General features: G+C 71.0%; 12 protein-coding genes. 8 read left to right on the top strand and 4 right to left on the bottom strand.

The window, feature by feature from the left end:
- The first annotated feature begins 33 nt into the window (after positions 1 to 33).
- From ACFWY6_RS31595 to ACFWY6_RS31585, 3 genes are read left to right on the top strand one after another with little or no spacing between them, the layout of a single operon-like run.
- Positions 34 to 4,383, top strand: a complete 4,350-nt coding sequence (locus ACFWY6_RS31595) for an HAD-IIIC family phosphatase (protein ID WP_384697592.1) — start codon at positions 34 to 36, stop codon at positions 4,381 to 4,383.
- Positions 4,376 to 7,162: a thioester reductase domain-containing protein gene (locus tag ACFWY6_RS31590; RefSeq protein ID WP_384697589.1), complete on the top strand. Its 2,787-nt coding sequence runs from the start codon at positions 4,376 to 4,378 to the stop codon at positions 7,160 to 7,162. The genes ACFWY6_RS31595 and ACFWY6_RS31590 overlap by 8 nt, the downstream gene beginning before the upstream one ends.
- Entirely contained in the window at positions 7,159 to 8,271 is a 1,113-nt protein-coding gene (locus tag ACFWY6_RS31585) for an alpha/beta fold hydrolase (RefSeq protein WP_384697586.1), read from the top strand. The genes ACFWY6_RS31590 and ACFWY6_RS31585 overlap by 4 nt, the downstream gene beginning before the upstream one ends.
- An 83-nt stretch (positions 8,272 to 8,354) precedes the next feature.
- Here ACFWY6_RS31585 and ACFWY6_RS31580 read toward each other — a convergent pair whose 3' ends face one another.
- From ACFWY6_RS31580 to ACFWY6_RS31570, 3 genes are all read right to left on the bottom strand, one after another.
- Positions 8,355 to 9,992: an AMP-binding protein gene (locus ACFWY6_RS31580; protein WP_384697583.1), complete on the bottom strand. Its 1,638-nt coding sequence runs from the start codon at positions 9,990 to 9,992 to the stop codon at positions 8,355 to 8,357.
- 77 nt (positions 9,993 to 10,069) lie between these two features.
- Complete coding sequence (locus tag ACFWY6_RS31575; protein WP_384697580.1) at positions 10,070 to 11,077, bottom strand: acyl-CoA desaturase; 1,008 nt, start codon at positions 11,075 to 11,077, stop codon at positions 10,070 to 10,072.
- A 57-nt stretch (positions 11,078 to 11,134) separates the two neighbouring features.
- Positions 11,135 to 12,151 (bottom strand): 3-oxoacyl-ACP synthase III family protein, encoded by a 1,017-nt coding sequence (locus ACFWY6_RS31570; RefSeq protein WP_384697578.1) that lies wholly within the window; start codon positions 12,149 to 12,151, stop codon positions 11,135 to 11,137.
- Positions 12,152 to 12,394: 243 nt separating this feature from the next.
- On the opposite strand from ACFWY6_RS31570, the gene ACFWY6_RS31565 reads away from it, so the two are divergent.
- From ACFWY6_RS31565 to ACFWY6_RS31545, 5 genes are read left to right on the top strand one after another with little or no spacing between them, the layout of a single operon-like run.
- A complete protein-coding gene (locus ACFWY6_RS31565) occupies positions 12,395 to 12,646 on the top strand; it encodes an acyl carrier protein (protein WP_360767272.1) in 252 nt (83 codons plus the stop codon).
- Positions 12,643 to 13,506 (top strand): class I SAM-dependent methyltransferase, encoded by an 864-nt coding sequence (locus tag ACFWY6_RS31560; protein WP_384697575.1) that lies wholly within the window; start codon positions 12,643 to 12,645, stop codon positions 13,504 to 13,506. The genes ACFWY6_RS31565 and ACFWY6_RS31560 overlap by 4 nt, the downstream gene beginning before the upstream one ends.
- A 13-nt stretch (positions 13,507 to 13,519) precedes the next feature.
- On the top strand, positions 13,520 to 14,845 hold the full coding sequence (locus ACFWY6_RS31555; RefSeq protein ID WP_384697572.1) for an NAD(P)/FAD-dependent oxidoreductase: 1,326 nt from the start codon (positions 13,520 to 13,522) through the stop codon (positions 14,843 to 14,845).
- On the top strand, positions 14,842 to 15,858 hold the full coding sequence (locus ACFWY6_RS31550; protein WP_384697569.1) for an SDR family oxidoreductase: 1,017 nt from the start codon (positions 14,842 to 14,844) through the stop codon (positions 15,856 to 15,858). The genes ACFWY6_RS31555 and ACFWY6_RS31550 overlap by 4 nt, the downstream gene beginning before the upstream one ends.
- 36 nt (positions 15,859 to 15,894) lie before the next feature.
- A complete protein-coding gene (locus ACFWY6_RS31545) occupies positions 15,895 to 16,845 on the top strand; it encodes an SDR family NAD(P)-dependent oxidoreductase (RefSeq protein WP_384697566.1) in 951 nt (316 codons plus the stop codon).
- Between the two features lie 11 nt (positions 16,846 to 16,856).
- On the opposite strand, the gene ACFWY6_RS31540 is transcribed toward ACFWY6_RS31545, so the two are convergent.
- Positions 16,857 to 17,572, bottom strand: a 716-nt coding sequence (locus ACFWY6_RS31540; protein ID WP_384697563.1) for a 4'-phosphopantetheinyl transferase family protein, incomplete at its 5' end; no start/stop codon positions are given.

Genomic DNA, 17,572 nt, shown 5'->3' with positions numbered 1-17,572 from the left:
GCGGCCCGCCTACTTTGTTTTAACCCCACTGGGGTGGGGGTGCGGCCCGGGGCCGCCGGGGGCGACCCCCGGGGGGGGTTATCCCCCGGCCCCGGCGCCGCGGGCGACACCGGCGACGTCGACGGTGACCTCGACGAGGGCGTTCTCCAGAGCGCGTTGCGGTCCGGTCTTCCCGAACTGGCCGTCCGGGACGGCAAGTTGTACGTACCCGTCCTGCGTCGGCAGCCGACGGAACCGGTCGCTGATGCGGCCGCGGCCCTCGGTACCGGCACCGTCCTGATCACCGGCGGCACGAGCGGGCTCGGCGCCCGGGTGGCCCGGCACGCCGCCGGGCTCGGCGCCCGGCATCTGCTGCTCCTTTCCCGGCGCGGCCCCGGCGCGGAGGGCATCGACGCGCTGCGGGACGAACTCACCGCGGCCGGCGCGCAGGTGACCGTACGCGCCTGTGACGTGGCCGACCGCGGCCAGCTGGAGCGGGCGCTGCGCGACGCGGTGCCCGCAGGGCATCCGCTGACGGCCGTCGTACATGCCGCCGGAGTGCTGCACGACGGCGTCATCGAATCGATCGACGCGGACGGCCTGGACACGGTGCTGCGGCCCAAGACCGACGCCGCCTGGCATCTGCACGAACTGACCGCGGGCGATGACCTGTCCGCCTTCGTGGTCTTCTCCTCGCTCGCGGGCGTGCTCGGCGGAGCGGGACAGGGCAGCTACGGCGCCGCCAACGCCTTCCTCGACGCCCTGATGCGGCAGCGCCGCGGCGCCGGCCTGCCCGGCCTCTCCCTCGCCTGGGGCCTGTGGGCGGAGGCGACCGGGATGACGGGACACCTCGGCGAAGCCGACCTGGAGCGGATCAACCGCGGCGGGATCGCCGCCCTCGGCACCGAACAGGGGCTCGGGCTCCTGGACGCCGCCCTCACCCGGGACGCGGACGACGCGCTGCTCCTCGCGGCCGCCCTCAACGAGCCCGTCCTGCGCACCACCGAACCGGGCCTGCTGCCCCCGCTGCTCGCCGGGCTCTTCCCGCCGCGCCGCCGTGTCGCCGTGGCCCGCTCGGGGCGGCCCGCCGGCGGCGAAGGGCGGGTGGCGCTCGACTCGCGCGACGCGGTAACCGACCGGCTGCGGTACCGCATCGCCCGCACCATGGGCTTCGGCACCGAGGAGATCGACGTCGCCGCGCCGCTCGTCGGCCAGGGCCTCGACTCCGTGATGGCCATGCAGATCCGCAGCCTGATCGAGTCGGACTTCGGCCAGGCCCTGCCGGTCGCGTCGATGTTCAACGGCGCGAGCGTCGAGAGCATCGCCGACCAGCTCATCGCGGGCGCCGGGCAGACTGTCGCGGGGGATGCCGGATCCGGCCAGAACACGGCCGAGGACGCTGAGGACGTCGCGGAGGTCGTACGCCATCCGGCCACCCGGGACGTCGTACGGCTTCTCCGTGCCGAGCAGCACGGCACGCCGAGCGTCACCCACCACATCGGGCTCGCCGTGCGGCTCACCGCCCCGACGACCCGCGACCGCCTAGGCGAGGTGATCGCCTCGCTCGCCGCACGGCACGCCGCGCTGCGCACCGCGATCGTCCAGGACGCCGACGGCGGACAGCAGTTGGAGGTACGTCGTTCCCTCGAAGGCGACCTGGTGGGCTGGTCGGCGGTGGACGAGGGCACGGACGTGGACGAGCGGCTGCGCGAGCTGATGGAGCCGCCGTTCGACCTCGCGCTCGCCCCGCTGTGGCGGTTCGAGCTGCTCGCGTACCCGTCGGGCGAGCAGGTGCTCGTCTTCGGCGCGCACCACGCGGTCTCCGACCTGGCCTCGCTGATGCTGGTGGCGCACGGCCTCGGGGCCGGGCTCGGCGGCACCGAGCCGCCCGCCGCCGTCACCAACCGCGACATCGACCTGCTGCTGCGGGCGCAGGCCGCGCGCCCGGCGGACGAGCGGAGCCCCGCCGCCGACTGGCGTGCGGACTTCGCGGGGGCCGGGCGCCTCGACCTGGAGCTGGCAGGGCCGCGGCCCGCGGAGCGGTCGTTCCGCTCGGCCATGCATCTGGCGGACCTGCCGCAGGACCTCCAGGAGCGGGTGGCCGCACGGGCGAACCGCCTCGGCATCACACCGGCCGCCTTCTGGCTCGGCGTCCTGACGGTGCACCTCGCCCGGGTGCGTGACCGGAACAGGTTCGTCCTCGCGGTACCTGTCGACACCCGGCTGCATGTGAACGCGCTCGACGCGGTCGGCTATTTCGGCCTGCCCATTCCGTACGCCGCACAGGTGGAGCCGGGGGAGTCCGCCGGCGACGTCCTTCGGCGCACCGACAGCCGGCTCAGCCGGGTCCTGGAGCGCGGCGTCACGTTCTTCGACGCGATGTCCGCCCTCGTCGAGGAAGGCCTGTACCGCAAGGACGCGCCGCTGGTGGAGGTCTATTTCAACTACATGCCGCCGCAGGCGGGCGCCGCGGAAGGCCTGCGGATCGTCCCGGCGGGCACCGGACACTCCGACCTCGATCTGATGGTCACGGTGATGCCGGGCCTCGGGAAGGTCGGCCTTGAGTACAACGTCGACGTCCTCGACGAGGCGAGCTGCGCGGGCCTCGGGCGTGACTTCCTCGCACTGGCTGCCGAGATCGCCGACGCGCCCGACACGTTCGTCGCGCTGCCGGAAGGATCGCCTGTGGTGTCCGCGTCCGAACCGGTCGGCCAGTCCCAACAGCCCGAACAGCCTGAACAGCCCGAACAGCGCGGCCAGATCGCCGTCGCCGCCACCTTCGCCCTCGGCAACCTCCCGGCGATGCTGTCCGTCGCGCTGGAGGACACCGGAGTCGACGGCGGCCCCTTCGAGGTGGCCGAGGCGCCGTACCACCAGGTCCTCGCGAGCCTGCACGACCCGGGCAGCGTCCTCGCCCAGCCGTCGACCGCCGCGGGCCTCGTCCTGCTGCGGCCCTGCGACCTGACGCGCTTCGCGGACGGGGACGGGGACGGGGACGCGGACGGGGACGGGAGCAGCGGACTTCTCGACCAGCTCGCCGACGAGTACCCGGCCGCCCTGCGCGCCCTCGCCGACCGCACCCGCAAGCCGCTCGTCGTGGCCTTCCTGCCGGAGCGCAACGACGACGAACGGCTGCGCGCCTGGGAGCGGAAGGTGACCGAACAGCTCGAAGACCGGCCGGGCATCGCCGTCCTGGCGTCGGACTCGTGGGGCGACGACGAGTACCCGGTGGACGACGTGTTCGACGCGCACACCGACGACATCGCCCATCTGCCGTTCCAGGACGAGTTCCAGGCCGTCGTCGCGCTGCGCCTTGCCGACACCGTCTGGAACATCCGCCGCCGCGCCCCCAAGGTGATCGTCGTCGACGGCGACGAGACGCTGTGGAGCGGCGTGGCCGGTGAGATCGGCCCCGACGACGTCGACTTCGGCGGGGGCCGCTCGCTGCTCGCCCGGCGGCTGCTGCAGTGGCGGGAGGCCGGCGTACTGCTCGCCCTGGTCTCCAACAACGACGAGGAGACGGTGCACCGCATCCTCGACCGGCCCGAAAGCCCGCTGCACCGCGAGCACTTCGCGGCGATCTCCGCGGCGTGGGAGCCGAAGTGGACCCGGATCGTGAAGATCGCCGAGGAGCTGCGGCTCGGCCTCGACAGCTTCCTGTTCCTCGACGACAACCCCGTAGAGATCGCCGGTGTGCGCACCCAGCTGCCCGAGGTGCTCTGCGTGACCTGCCCGAGCGCCGGTGAACTCGGCGACTTCGTCGGCCGGTTGTGGCCGGTGGTGCCGCGCGCGGCGACGGCGGAGGACGCCGCCCGCGCCGCGTTCTACCAGCAGGAGCAGGTGCGCGACGAGGCCCGCGCGCAGCTGAGCTTCGAGCAGTTCCTCGCCGACCTCCAGCTCGAACTCGACATCGAGCCGGTCTCCGCCGAGACGGCGGAGCGGACGATCCAACTGAGCCGCCGCACCAACCAGTTCAACCTGCGGCCCCGTCCCCTGGACGCGGCCGAACTGGAGCGGCTCGGCAAGCAGGGCGAGGTGTGGACGGCGACCGCGCGCGACCGGTTCGGCGCGTACGGACAGATCGGCGTCCTGGCCGTCGAACCGGACGGCGACGCACTCGAAGTGGTGGCCTGGATGATGAGCTGCCGCGTGCTCGGCCGCGGCGTGGAGGACCGGCTGCTGCAGTGGCTCGCCGACCGGGCCGAGGCCAACGGGTGCCGCACGGTGCGCCTCATCGCCGACAACACGCCCCGCAACATCCCCGCGCGTCGCCTGGTCTCGCGGCTCGGCGGCGGCGAGGTCGAGGCACCGCGCCTGGAGACGACGGTGGCGTTGGCGCAACTCCGGGAGTTCCGTTCCTGGAACCCCGGATCGGAAATCGCAGCGGAGGTCAGCAATGTCTGAGGCGGGCAGCGGCACAAGCCGCAACCGCAGTGTCAACCGTCGGCCCGAGGAAGAGGTGATCGAACGGCGTGGTCCGGGCCGCGCCCAGGCCTCCGACCTCCTCGCCCGCTTCCGCAAGCCGTCCGGGACCGCTGCGGCGGGGCCGAAGGCGAGCGGGGGCTCGACTGCGAGCGAAGGGCTGAAGGTGAGCGAGGGGCCGACGGTCGTCGGCCCGACGGCGACCGATGGCCTGAAGGTGAGCGAGGGCCTGATGGCGAGCGATGGCCTGAAGGCGACCGAGGGCTCGACGGCCACCGACGGCTCGACAGCGAGCGGGCGCTTGAAGGCGACCGACGGCTCGACGGCGAGCGATGGCCTGAAGGCGAGCGGGGGCTCGATGGCGAGCGATGGCCTGAAGGCGACCGCTGGCTCGACGGCGAGCGATGACCCGACGGCCACCGGGAGTTCGACACCCACCGAGGCCACGGGACACCGCAGCGTCGAACAGCTCGCCGCGGACATCGCGGCGCGCGCCGCCCGTTTCCTGCCGGGCAGCGCGACGGACACCGGCACCGACCTGTTCGACGCCGGGCTCTCGTCGGTCGACGCGGTCGAACTCGTCGCGCTGATGGCCCGCGAACTGGGCGTAAGCGTCAGCCTCGACGACGTCTTCGCGGACGCCCGCCCCCGCCGCATCGCCCAGCGCTGGGCCGAGGCGGCAGGGCTGCCCGTCGAGGCGGCGGGCAGCGCGCCCGCGTCACCGGCGGCCACTGCGGCCACCGCGGCACCGGCGGCCACTGCGGCCACCGCGGCACCGGCGGCCACTGCGGCCACCACGGCACCGACGGCCGCCGCAACCGCGGCCACCGCCGCACCGCCCGTGATCGAGCCGACCACCGTCGTCGCCGCTCCGCGTGCCGAAGGCCTGCACGAGGACCTGGAGATGATCCTGGACGACCTCGCCCTTGCCGACCGGCTGCCCTTCAGCCGGCAGGCCGATGCCGTGGTCCCGCGCCGGATCCTGCTCACCGGGGCCACCGGCTACCTCGGCAGCCACATGCTGCTCGACCTGCTGCGGCAGGGGGACGCCCATGTGGTGTGCCTGGTGCGCGGCGCGGACGACGCGGCCGCCGAACGGCGCCTCGCCGACGCCCTGGCGAGCTTCGACCAGCCGTGGTCGTCCGAGGTGCGGCGGCGGGTCACGGTACTCGCCGCCGACCTGCGGCAGCCGCGCCTCGGCCTGACGCAGGACCGCTGGGAGAGCCTGGCCCAGGACATCGACTCGATCGTCAACGTGGCCGCCGCGGTCGACTTCCTGCGCGGCTACCCCTCGCTGCGGCAGACCAATGTGATCGGCCCGCTGGTCCTCGCGGAGCTGGCGATGACCGGGCGGACCAAGCCGCTGCACCACATCTCGTCCGTCGCCGTGTTCAACGAGGTCGGCATCGAGAAGATGGGCGAGGACGACCCGGTCGCCCACATCGACCGGCTCTTCGCGGGCTACGACAAGTCGAAGTGGGCCGCCGAGGCCGTGCTGCGGCGGGCCCGCGAACACGGCCTGACCGTGACGTTCCTGCGCCCCGGCGCCATCGGCGGCCACACCCGCACCGGCGTGTACAACCCGCGCGACCTCAGCACCGGCCTGATCGGGGCCTTCTCCCGCTACCGGACCGTGCCCGCCTTCAAGTTCATGAACCTGGCGCCGGTCGACTGGATCAGCCGCACCGCGGCCGCGGTGGTCTTCGACCCCAAGGCGTGGGGCCAGAACTACAACTTGACCGGCCGCGCCGAGACGCTCCCCGAACTGGTCAAGGACATGAAGCTGGCCGGGATGAACGTGCGGGTGGCCGGCTGGCAGGACTGGCGCGACGACCTGCTGCGCCGGCACGCCGCGGAGCCGGTGCCGGAGCTCGACTTCCTGATCCGGATCCTGAGCAGCCCCACCGCGATGAAGCTGTTCGAGGCGCTGATGTTCGGCCCCGAGGCCGGCTCCGAGCGCACCGAGGCGTTCCTGGCGAGGCACCGGCTCCCGATGGCCGAACGGTACGGCTCCCAGGCCCAGTTGAAGGCCTTCGAGCGGATGGCGAAGGACGGCATCGCGCGGCTGCCCAGCCGTGAGGACCCGCCCTACCTGTCGTTCCGCGAGCGTACGAAGGGCCATGTCGGTCCGGTCGGTGAGGACCGCGACACCAAGTGCCGGATGGCGCTCACGCTGTCCATCGCGAGCATGTATCAGGTCGTACGGCACCGGAAGATCGACGTACGCGGCGAGGTGACCTGCGAGCGGCTGCACCCGGAGCCGCTGACGGTGGCGGCGGGCGAGATCTGGGTCCGCCCCGACGAGGGCGTCCCGCTGCGGCACGGCAGCGACCATCCGCTGCTCCGCTACCGCCTGGTCCTCGTCGACAGGGACGGCGGCCGCTGGTGGCTGGAGGGCTGGAAGACGGCCCGCGCAAGCCGCGACTTCTGGAAGCAGACCCGGACCATCGACGTCACCATCGGCCGCGAGGGCGAGCCCGCGAGCCTGGCCGGTGTCGTCAAGGTGCCCGCCAAGAGCTATGTCCCGGACCAGATCGACGGGATCCGCGTCGACCCGAAGCTGACGCCGCAGGAGCAGCGGCTCGCCAAGCTGGCGTGGCTCTCGTGGTTCTTCGTCCAGGTGGGCATGGGGCTCGCGGAGCCGACCCTGCGCGCGGGCGCCGAACTCCTCGACCTGCGCAAGGACGCGATCGACCGGGACAAGGGCAAGCTGGAACGCAAGATCAGGAAGCTGATGATCAAGAGGGAGCAGACCCGATGACGCTGAGCCCGATGGCGCTGAGGCCACTGAACTCCGCATTCGGCGACAGGGTCGAGCAGATCCCCTTCACCGCGTCCGACGGCACGGAGCTCGGCCTGTGCCGGATCGCTCCGGAGGACGGCTCCACCGACCGCCCGGCCGTGCTCGTCCTGCACGGACTCACCGCGTCGGCCGACATGTTCACGCTGCCCGAGACCCGCAACCTGGTCGACGTGCTGCTGGACGCGGGCTACGAGCCCTGGCTGCTCGACTGGCGCGGCAGCTGCCGCCTTCCGTACAACGAGGGCCGGGTGCGCTACAGCTTCGACGACGTGGCGCTCTACGACATACCGGAGGCCGTGTCGCTGATCAAGGAGCGGATCGAGGGCCGCGATCTGCTGGTCGTCGCGCACTGCATCGGGGCGATGTGCCTGTCGATGAGCATGGCGGCCGGCCTTGTGCCGGGCCTCGCCGGAGTCGTCGCGCAGGGCGTCTTCCTCACCCCGAAGATGTCCTGGAAGACGCGGGCGCGGCTGCACTTCGGCGGGGAGCTGCTGCGGTCCCGCTTCGTCAACATCCCCACCGACTTCAAGAAGGTGGGCCTGTGGTCGAAGCACTCGCTGATCTTCGCGGAGGTCTCGCTGGGCGCCGAGTGCAAGGACCCCAACTGCCAGATCCTGCACAACGACTCGTGGGGCGTGGGCGGTTCACTCTTCGAGCACGACAATCTCCACGACGTCACCCACGACCGTCTCGCCGATCTGTACGGCACGGTGCCTATGTGGATCCTGCCGCATCTGCGCGGCATCGAACTGGCCCACACCATGCTGCGGTTCAACGACGCCGACGGCCGCTACGACGCGCTCCCGAAGAACGCGCTCGACAACGCGGGCAAGTACGAGGCGCCGCTCCTTCTGCTCTCGGGCAGCGACAACCGCTTCTGGTACGACTCCAACAAGCTCTGCCACGAGGTGCTTTCGAGCCGCTACCCGGACATGGACGTCCGCTATGTCGAGGTGCCGGGCTACGGCCACCTCGACACGTTCATCGGCCGTAACGCGGCCTTGGACGTGTTCGGCCACATCGTCGACTTCCTCGACGAGTGCCGGAGCGTGAACGCCGCGAGGTGACACGGGAACGGCCCCTGCTTCCAGGCCTTCGGGTCGGGAAGCAGGGGCCGTCGTGCTCCGTTTCAGGCAAAGCCAGGCGAAACTCAGGCGAACGTCACCCGCGCCACCGGATCGAGCAGCCCGTCGTCGAGCAGCGCCCGGCAGCGGAACCGCTGGATCTTCCCGCTCGGCGTCTTCGGCAGCACGCCGCGCGCCAGGAACAGACACTCGGCGAGGGCGACCCCGGCCCGGTCCATCGCCAGGGACGCCGCCTCCTCCGCGATGGGCCGGAAGTCCCGCGGGTTGCCCTGCGGCTCCAGCATCAGCACGAGCCGCGTCATGCCCGAATCGCCCGCGTCGACGACCGCCGCACATCCCTTGCGTACGTTCTTCAGCGAGTCGACCGCCGACTCGATCTCCGAGGCGTAGACCTTCCGCCCGCCCACGGACAGCATGTCGTCGGCCCGGCCCAGTACGTACAGCTCGCCCTCGCGCACGAAGCCCAGGTCGCCGGTGAGCAGCCGGCCGTCCTTGAAACGGGCGGCCGTGCGCTCGGGGTCGGCGTAGTAGCCGTTCGCCAGGCTCGGCGACGCCACCTCGATCTCGGCGATCGTGCCGGAGTCGCCCGCCCACACCGAAACCCCGGGCAGGGTGGGGCCGTTGGAGACGAGCCGGGTCGCCCGCGGATGGTCCGGCGCCACCTCGGTCACCACGCCCTCGACGAGCGCGGGCCCGTCGAAGGCGAGCGCCTTGGGCGCCTGGTCCCAGGGCTTCCCGGTCACGGCGAGCGTCGCCTCCGCCATGCCGTACGCGGGCTGGAACGCGGTGTCGGTCAGGCCGAACGGCCGGAACTTCTCGGTGGCCGCGTCGAGGGTGTCCCAGTCGACCCGCTCCGCACCGATCACCGCGGCCCGCAGTCGCAGCTCCTTGGGGAGCGTCCCGCGGCCCTGCGCGCGGGCGGCGAGATAGACGGCGGTGCTGGTGCCCGCCGTCATCGTCGCCCCGTACTCCGACATGTCACGGAACCACGTCCGCGGGGCCATCCCGAACCGGTCGGGCGATGAGAGCACGAAGTCGAAGTCGTACGCCCACGAGTACAGCAGGCAGCCGAACATCCCCATGTCGTGCGAGAGCGGAAGCCATGACGCGACGGTGTCCGCGCCGGGCCTGCCGCCCGTCAGATGCAGGATGATCTGCAGCTGCTGCTCGATGGAACGGGTCGTCAGGGCGCAGCCCTTGGGGGTGCTCGTGCTGCCGGACGAGTACTGGATGAACGCCACGTCGTCCGGTCCGGGCGGGCTGGGCTCGAAGCGCCCGGCGCCCGCGGCCGCGCTGTCCGGCGCGGGCCAGCCGTGCACCGGAAGGTGCCGGCTCAGCTCCTGCGGGACCATGGCCGTGAGCCATGCGTCGAGGAGCAGGAGCGTCGGGTCGAGCCGCGCCGACAGGGCGACGAGCTGTTCGCCGTACGCCTCGTGGCTCTGGCCCCGGGTCGGCAGCGGCAGCGAGGCCACCGCGCCGCCGGCCAGCCAGATCGCGAGCAACCCCCGTACCGCGTCAGGGGTGTTGGTGAGGATGGTGGCGACCCGGGTGCCGGGACCGACGCCGAGGGTGCGCAGCCGGGCGGCCATGCCGTGCGCGTCCTTGACGACGTCGCGCCAGGGTGTGTGCGCGAACTCGTCGCCGGTCCACTCGTGCAGCACGCCGCGCGATGCCGGGTTGGTCAGGGCGTTGAAGAACTGCATGTACGTGTTCCCCGTCTTCTCTGCATTTCTGCGGATCTGTGGATCTGCGGATCTGCTGATGTGCGCCGTCGCCCGTGCTACTCCACGTCCACGAGCGAGGTGTCGGAGTCACGGCCGCGCTCGGCCATGGGGGCGAGCTTCTGCTGGCTCTCCAGGAGTTCCTTCTTGTCGAGGGAACTGCCGCTGACCCGGCTGATGTTGGCCTCGCGCATCGTCATCCGCTCGGGGTCGATGCGGACGACCTTCCAGGCCAGGTGGGTCTTCTCCAGGCTCCAGATGAGGATGGCGCTGAGGTCGATCTCGTACCACTTCATGCCGTGCCGCGCGGAGCGGGGGAACGCGTGGTGGTTGTTGTGCCAGGCCTCGCCGAACGACGGGATCGAGAGCCAGGCCACGTTGCGCGACTCGTCGGTGGTCTCGAAGCGGCGGCGGCCGAAGACGTGGCCGATCGAATTCACCGCGTACGTCATGTGGTTGATCAGGAAGATGCGGACCAGGCCGCCCCAGAGCATGCCGGTCAGGCCCGCCTGGACGGAGCCGCCGGTGATGCCGAACGCGATCAGGCCGGGCAGCACGACGCTGGCCGCGACGACGAGCAGGAGGTTCTCGCTCAGCCAGCGCAGCGGCTTCTCGCGGACCAGGTCGGGGCAGTAACGCATCGGGTCGGACGTGAGGTTGATGTTGAAGAGCCACCCCAGGTGGGCGTGCCACAGACCGGCCATCGTGCCCTTGAAGCCCGGCTCGAAGTCCAGGTGCGGGCTGTGCGGGTCGCCCTCCTTGTCGGCGACGCGGTGGTGCTTGCGGTGGTGGGCCGCCCAGATCAGCGGCGGGCCCTGGCCCGCCATGACGCCGGCCGTGGCGAGCGCGACCCGGATGGGCTTGTACGTCTCGAACGATCGGTGGGTGAGCATGCGGTGGTAGCCGGTGGAGATGCCGAAGCCCGAGATCGCGTACATGATGACCAGGACGACGACGTCCGACCAGCTGAAGACCTTGTTCCAGAGCAGCGCCATGGCGCCTAACACGGCGATCAGCGGTATGACGGACGCTCCGAGAATGAACCAGCGATGCTTCCTGCCGTCCATGTGCCTCTCACTTCCGGGAGTTGACTTTACGGTGGGTGCGGGTGGCGCGGGCGCTGTTCAGTTCGCGGCGTTCCAGCGCACGGCCGCCGCGGCGGCGAAGTCTCCGGCGTGCGCGAAACCGGACATCACGACGAGGTCGCCGTCGCGCAGGTCACCCGCGCGCGCCGCCTGGTCGAGGGTGATGGGCACGGCGGCCCCGTAGAGATTGCCGAACCGGTCGAAGGTGTCGAAGTGGCGCTCGGCGTCGATCTTGAGGGCCTGCCGCCAGTTCTTCAGGAAGATCCGGTTGGGCTGGTTGGTGACCAGCACGTCGATGAGCGACGGCTGTTCGTCCAGCTCGGTGCAGAGCTCCGAGACGAGCTCGGGCACGAGTCTGTTGCCGCGCTCCAGGATCTCGGCCGTCTTGGTGCTGTCGAACCTGATGTCCGTCTGACCGGTGCCCGGCTCCCAGTACTTGCGGCCGTCGGGGGCCGAAAGGCCGAGATCGTCGGCGTACGAGGGGATGCTGCGGGTCCGTACGCCGAGCACCGGCGAACCGCCGCCGGCCTCCAGATAGGCCACCCCGCAGCCGTCTCCGGGGATCGCCGCGTGGGACTGCGTGCGCACGTCGGACTGGGCGAACATCTGGCCCGCGGTGTTCTGCACATTGGCGATCAGCGCGGTGCGCGCGGCGCCGTCCGCCATGATCTTCTGGGCCAGTTGGACCATGTACATGAACGAGGCGCAGCCGCCGTTGTGCAGGTCCACGATCCACTCGGGGTCGATGCCGAGCCGGTGCGCGGCCTGGGCGCCGACGCCCATGAAGGGCTCGTCGGGCAGCAGCACGTTCGTCAGGAGCACATCCACCTGGCCCGCGGGCTCCTTGCCGAGCCGCTCGAAGAGCGGCCGTGCCGCCTTCGCGATCATGTCGGACGCCCGCTCGTCCGGGGCGACATGGTGGCGAGCCGGTGGCACGCGGAACAGCGGGGTGTTGGCGAGCGGGTCCGGCGGGGCGTTCTCTTCCAGGAAGAACTCGGGGCCCACGACCTTCTCGGGCAGGTAGCTCCCGAAGTCGACTATGCCGACGGGCTGCATAACAGTCTCCTCGGAGCTGTCGGATGAGTCGGAGAGATGAGTCGGAGAGATGGCTCGGAGTAAGGAAAACACCTCGTGCCCCCTTTCCGCCAGCAGGATCCGGATCGGGCGAGGGCAATGCCCTAAAGGGCAATGGCGGCCCGTCGGCGGGCCTGGGTAGGGTCGTTGCTCCCGAGTCTGGATCCCGGACGGCGGCTCATAAATTCTCAGGCAATCCATCACTCGTAGCGGAAAGGCTGCCCTGTGATCACTGCTGAAGAGGTCTGCGCGCGCATCGCCAAGAAGCTCGGCAGCAAAGCGAATTCATTTACGCTCGACGCCGAGACCTCGTTCGACTCGGTGGGTCTTTCGAGCCTGCAAATAGCCGACATCGTCTACAGCATCGAGGACGACCTCGAGATCGAGTTCGACGAGAGCCGGGCCGCGAGCGTGAAGACCGTCGCCGACCTGGTGAAGCTGGCGGAGGAGACCAAGCAGGGCAGCGCCGCGGCGTGACCATCGATTACCAGGGCGCGACGGCCGAGTCCATCAAGCACCACTACGACGTCTCCAACGACTTCTTCGCGCTGTGGCTGGACGCGGATCTCACCTACACGTGCGCCCTGTGGGACGAGGGCGACACCCTGGAGAGCGCGCAGCAGCGCAAGCTCGACCATCTGATCGAGGGCGCGCGGGCCGGCGGCGCCCGCCGGGTCCTCGACGTCGGCTGCGGCTGGGGAAGCCTGCTCGGCAGGCTCGTCCACACCCATGGCGTGCAGCAGGCGGTCGGCCTCACGCTGAGCGAAAGCCAGGCGGAGCGGCTGCGTGAACTCGCCTTGCCGCGTACGGAAGTTCGGGTGGAGAACTGGCTCGACCACGAGCCCGCAGAGGGCTACGACGCCATCATCTCCATCGGCGCCTTCGAGCACTTCGCCCGCACCGGCCTGTCACGGACCGAACGTGTCGCGGCGTACCGCGAGTTCTTCGAACGGTGCCGCGACTGGCTGCCCAAGGGCGGACGCCTCGCGCTGCAGACGAACATCAAGGGCAACAACGTCCGGATGGACCGGCAGACGGTGCGCGACCTGCTCTTCATCATCGACATCATCTTTCCGGAGTCCGAGATTCCGGCGCTGTCGGAAGTGATCGAGGCCGGCGAGAAGCGCTTCGACGTCGTCTCGCTGCGCAACGACCCGGACCACTACAGCCGGACCTGCCAGGAGTGGCTGAACCGTCTGCGCGCCAACCGCGAGCAGGCCGTGAAGTGCGCGGGCGAGGAGAACGTGGCCAACTACGAGCGGTACCTGGGCGCGACGGTGGGGCATTTCGCCAACCGTCACCTGGGCCTGTCGCGCATCATCCTCGAAGCCGTGTGACCGGGGAGTAACTTTGAACGCGTACAAGCACGTCGTGTATTGGCACGACACGGAGCCGGTGACTCTCGGGGAGCCGCTGCGGGAATCCGTCGAATGTGATGTGTGCATTGTCGGCGGCGGATTCACCGGGCTGTGGACCGCCTACTTCCTCAAGGAAGCGGAGCCCGCACTCGACATCCGTGTCGTCGAGGCCAACCACTCCGGATACGGGGCCTCGGGCCGCGCCGACGGATTTGTCACGCCAACCATCGGCAAAGACATTCAAGCACTGGTCAAGGAATTCGGTCTGCAGCGTGCACTCGACGCCTCGAAGGCGGTCGGCAGGTCGATTCTGGAAATCGGCAGATTCGCGCGCAGGAACCGCGTGGACGTCGAGTACGAGGCCAATGACTACCTGATGGTCGCGACCGACGCCGCCCAGCTCAAGCGCCTTGAGCACGACCGCGACCTGGCCGAGCGGATGGGCGCCGCGCAGGCGGAGATCCTGTCGCGCCAGGACTCGCAGGACATCGTCGGCTCGCCCGCGGTCCTCGCGAGCATGCGCACCGGCGGCGCCCTGGTGAACCCGTTCAAGCTCGCCCGCGGCATCGCCCGCGTCGTACGGGACAAGGGCGTGACGATCTACGACAAGTCGCCCTGCCTGCGCGTCGAGCCGGGCGTGCGGCCCACCGTCGTGACGGCCGGCGGCCAGGTGAAGGCCGACAAGGTCGTCCTGGCCACCAATGTGCACATGGACGCCTTCCCGCCGTTCCGCAACAAGGTCGTGCCGATCTGGACGTACGCGATGGTCAGCGAGCCGCTCACCGACGAGCAGCTGTCCCGCGTCGCGTGGGCCGGGCGTGAGGGCCTGGTCGAGGCCAAGTCCCTGCTGACCTGCGCCCGTTTCACCCACGACAACCGGCTGATGTTCGCCGGCGGCCCCGCGCCGTACTACTACGGCCGCGACAAGCGCCAGCGCAACATGAACCGCCCCGAGGTCTACCGCGCCATCCGCCAGGAGTTCCTGCGGTTCTTCCCGATGTGGGGCGACATCGAGTTCACGTACGCCTACGGCGGCACCGCCGATGTCGTGCGCGACTACGCCCCGCACTTCGGCACCCTGAACGGCGGCAACATCCTTTACGGATACGGCTATTGCGGCAACGGCATCGCGGCGACCCACACCGGCGGCAAGGTCCTGCGCGACCTGGCGCTCGGCAAGGACACCGACTACTCCCGGCTGCTCTTCGTGGACGACGAGCGGCGCAAGCCGCCCGCCTCCTTCCCGCCAGAGCCCGCGCTCTACGTCGGCGCCCGCGCCGTGGCGCGGCTCATGGACTGGAAGGAGTCCCGCGCATGAGCGCGCGTCGAACCGTCCTGCTCACCGGCGCGTCCGGTGTCGTCGGCCGCTCCGTCCTGCGCGAGAACGTGCGGGACGGCGAAGGGACGCGCATCATCGCCGCGTCGCACAGCGCTCCCGTGCCCGAGGCGACCGGGCCGACGGTGCGCTGCGACATGACGGCGGACCGCTTCGGGCTCGACGCGGACAGCTATGCCGCGCTGGCCGGCGAGGTCGACGTCGTCATCCACTCCGCGGGCCTGACCGAGTGGGGCCTGCCCGCCGAGCGCTACGAACCGATCAACATCGAGGGCACACGCCGTGTCATCGACTTCGCCCGACAGGCGGGCGCCACCGTCCACTTCATGAGCACCGCCTTCGTCGCGGCGCTCGCGGACACCGCGCCCGTGGAGCTCTCCGCGGACAACGTCTGCCGCAACTACATCCGCTCCAAGCAGCGGGCGGAACAGCTCCTGCGCGACAGCGGAGTGCCGCACACCATCTTCCGGCCCACCAACCTCATCGGCGACTCGTCGACCGGCTGGACGTCGCAGGGCCAGATCGTGCAGCTCATGTCGGACTGGCTCGGCCGGGGAAGGGCCCCCTTCATCCCCGCACACCCGGGCATCCGGATGGACTTCGTACCGCAGGACCTGCTCTCCCGTGCCGTGCTCGCCGCCATCGAACTCGGCGACGAGCAGGGCGAGTTCTGGGTGACGTACGGCCCCGAGGCGATGGACATCGAGACCTGTCTGCAGCTCCTGGTCAAGCACGCGGCCGAGCGCGGCCGCACGCTGTCCCTGCCGCCCGTGGTGAACGCCGACGAGCTCGACCCCGACGCCATCGCGTCCACCGCCCCGATGACCCGCTCGTACCTCTCCGTGCTGCGCGACGTCAGCGAGGTCACCCGGTGCAGCGGCGGCGTACTGCCCACCTCCATGCCGGAGTTGAGAGAGCGCTACGGCATCGGGCACGTCGACGACACGGCGGCCTACCTGACGAGCCTGGAATACGCGGCGGCACACCTCGGCTAGCGCGACCGGCACACCGGCCACCGGGCCGGAGCGAACGTGAACGAACGCGAACGGAAGGACACTTCAGTGAACGAGGGCTGGAACCCCCCGGATCTGGGCGGCAAGGTGGCCGTGGTCACCGGGGCCAGCCGTGGTGTGGGCCGTGGCATCGCGCTCGCCCTCGGTGCGGCGGGCGCGACCGTATACGTCACGGGCCGCAGCACGCGCGACGGTGAGCGCACCGAAGGCCTGCCCGGCACGGTGGACGACACCGCCGACGAGGTCACCCGGCGCGGCGGCAAGGGCATCGCCCTGCGCTGCGACCACGGCGTGGAGGCGGACAACGAGGCGCTCGCCGAGCGGGTGCGCGCCGACCAGGGCCGCCTCGACCTGCTGGTCAACAACGCCTGGGGCGGCTACGAACGGTCCTCCGAGGTCCGCTTCGACGCGGCCTTCTGGGAGCAGCCGATGTGGCGCTACGACCTCTTCGAGCGCTCGCTGCGCGCGCAGTACGACGTGACGCGCAGGCTGGCCCCGCTGATGATCCCGCAGCAGAGCGGCCTGGTCGTCGGCATCAGCTTCTCCGACGGTGACATCTATCTGGGCCAGGTCGGCTACGACGTCTTCAAGTCGGCGTCCGACCGCATGTGCCGGGGTTTCGCATCCGATCTGCGCAAGCGCGGCGTAGCGGCGCTCTCCCTGCACCCGGGCTTCGTCCGCACCGAGCGGGTGGAGGCGGCGTGGGAGGCGATGGGCAGCGGCCCCGCTTCGGTGGTGCACTCGCCGGAGTACGTGGGCCGGGCGATCTGCCTGCTGCTCGCCGACCCGGACGTCATGGAGCGGTCCGGGAAGGTGCTCAGCACCGGCGATCTCGCGGCGGAGTACGGCTTCGACGACGTGGACGGGCGGCGGCCCCCGGCGTTCCGTCTGGAGGGCCGGATGAGTCTGGCCACCCGGATGCACCGGCTCAACAAGGTGGTCGGCGCCACCGGACAGCCGCAGCAGTGATGCGACGGCCGTCATTCCAGGCGCAGTTCGGCGGCACGGAGGCGCGGGGCGTCCCCGTCCGGCGCTCCGTCCTGCCTGCGTACGGCGATGGCGGCCCGGTATCCGTCGGGCGCGGGCACATCGACGACGGACCAGCCCGCGGGCACGGGCGGCGCGTCGCGCGGGGCGAACTCCGCGGGAAGCCCCACGTGCCGGCGGCCGACCCCGCCCGCAAGACCCGTCCCGATGCCCTTCAGGAAGGCCTCCTTCCGCACCCAGCAGCCGAGCAGCGCCGCCTCGCGCAGCTCGGCGGGGAGCGCGGCGACGGCCTCCTGCTCGGCCGGATGCAGGCGGCGCAGCATCCGCGCGAAGCCGTCACGTGCCAGCTCCGCCGACTCGATGTCCGCCCCGACCGGCGACCCTGCCAGTGCGTAAAGGGCGAAGTCCCCGGCGTGCGACAGGGAGAACCGCACATCGGGCCTGCCCGCGACGGCGGGTCTGCCGTGCGGCAGTTCACAGTCGGGCATCCCGCAGGGCTCGCGGACGAACCGCACGCTCCGCGGGGCCATTTCGAGCCGCGCACCGAGCAGGACGCGCAGTCCCACATGCGCGGTGACATAGCGCTCGCGGGCGGCCGGGGAGGGGGTATAGCAGGCGCGGGGCGCGGACAGGGCGGGCGGAGGAACCCAGCGGGGGGGGGGCCCCCGCGGCGCGGTGGGGTTGAGCGGGGGGGGGGCGGGGGCCGGGG

This window comes from Streptomyces sp. NPDC059037 (genome assembly GCF_042740015.1).
Classification (GTDB): Bacteria; Actinomycetota; Actinomycetes; order Streptomycetales; family Streptomycetaceae; genus Streptomyces.
The sequence above is the reverse complement of the archived record's forward strand: the minus strand, read 5'-3'. Positions and strand labels throughout refer to the sequence as shown.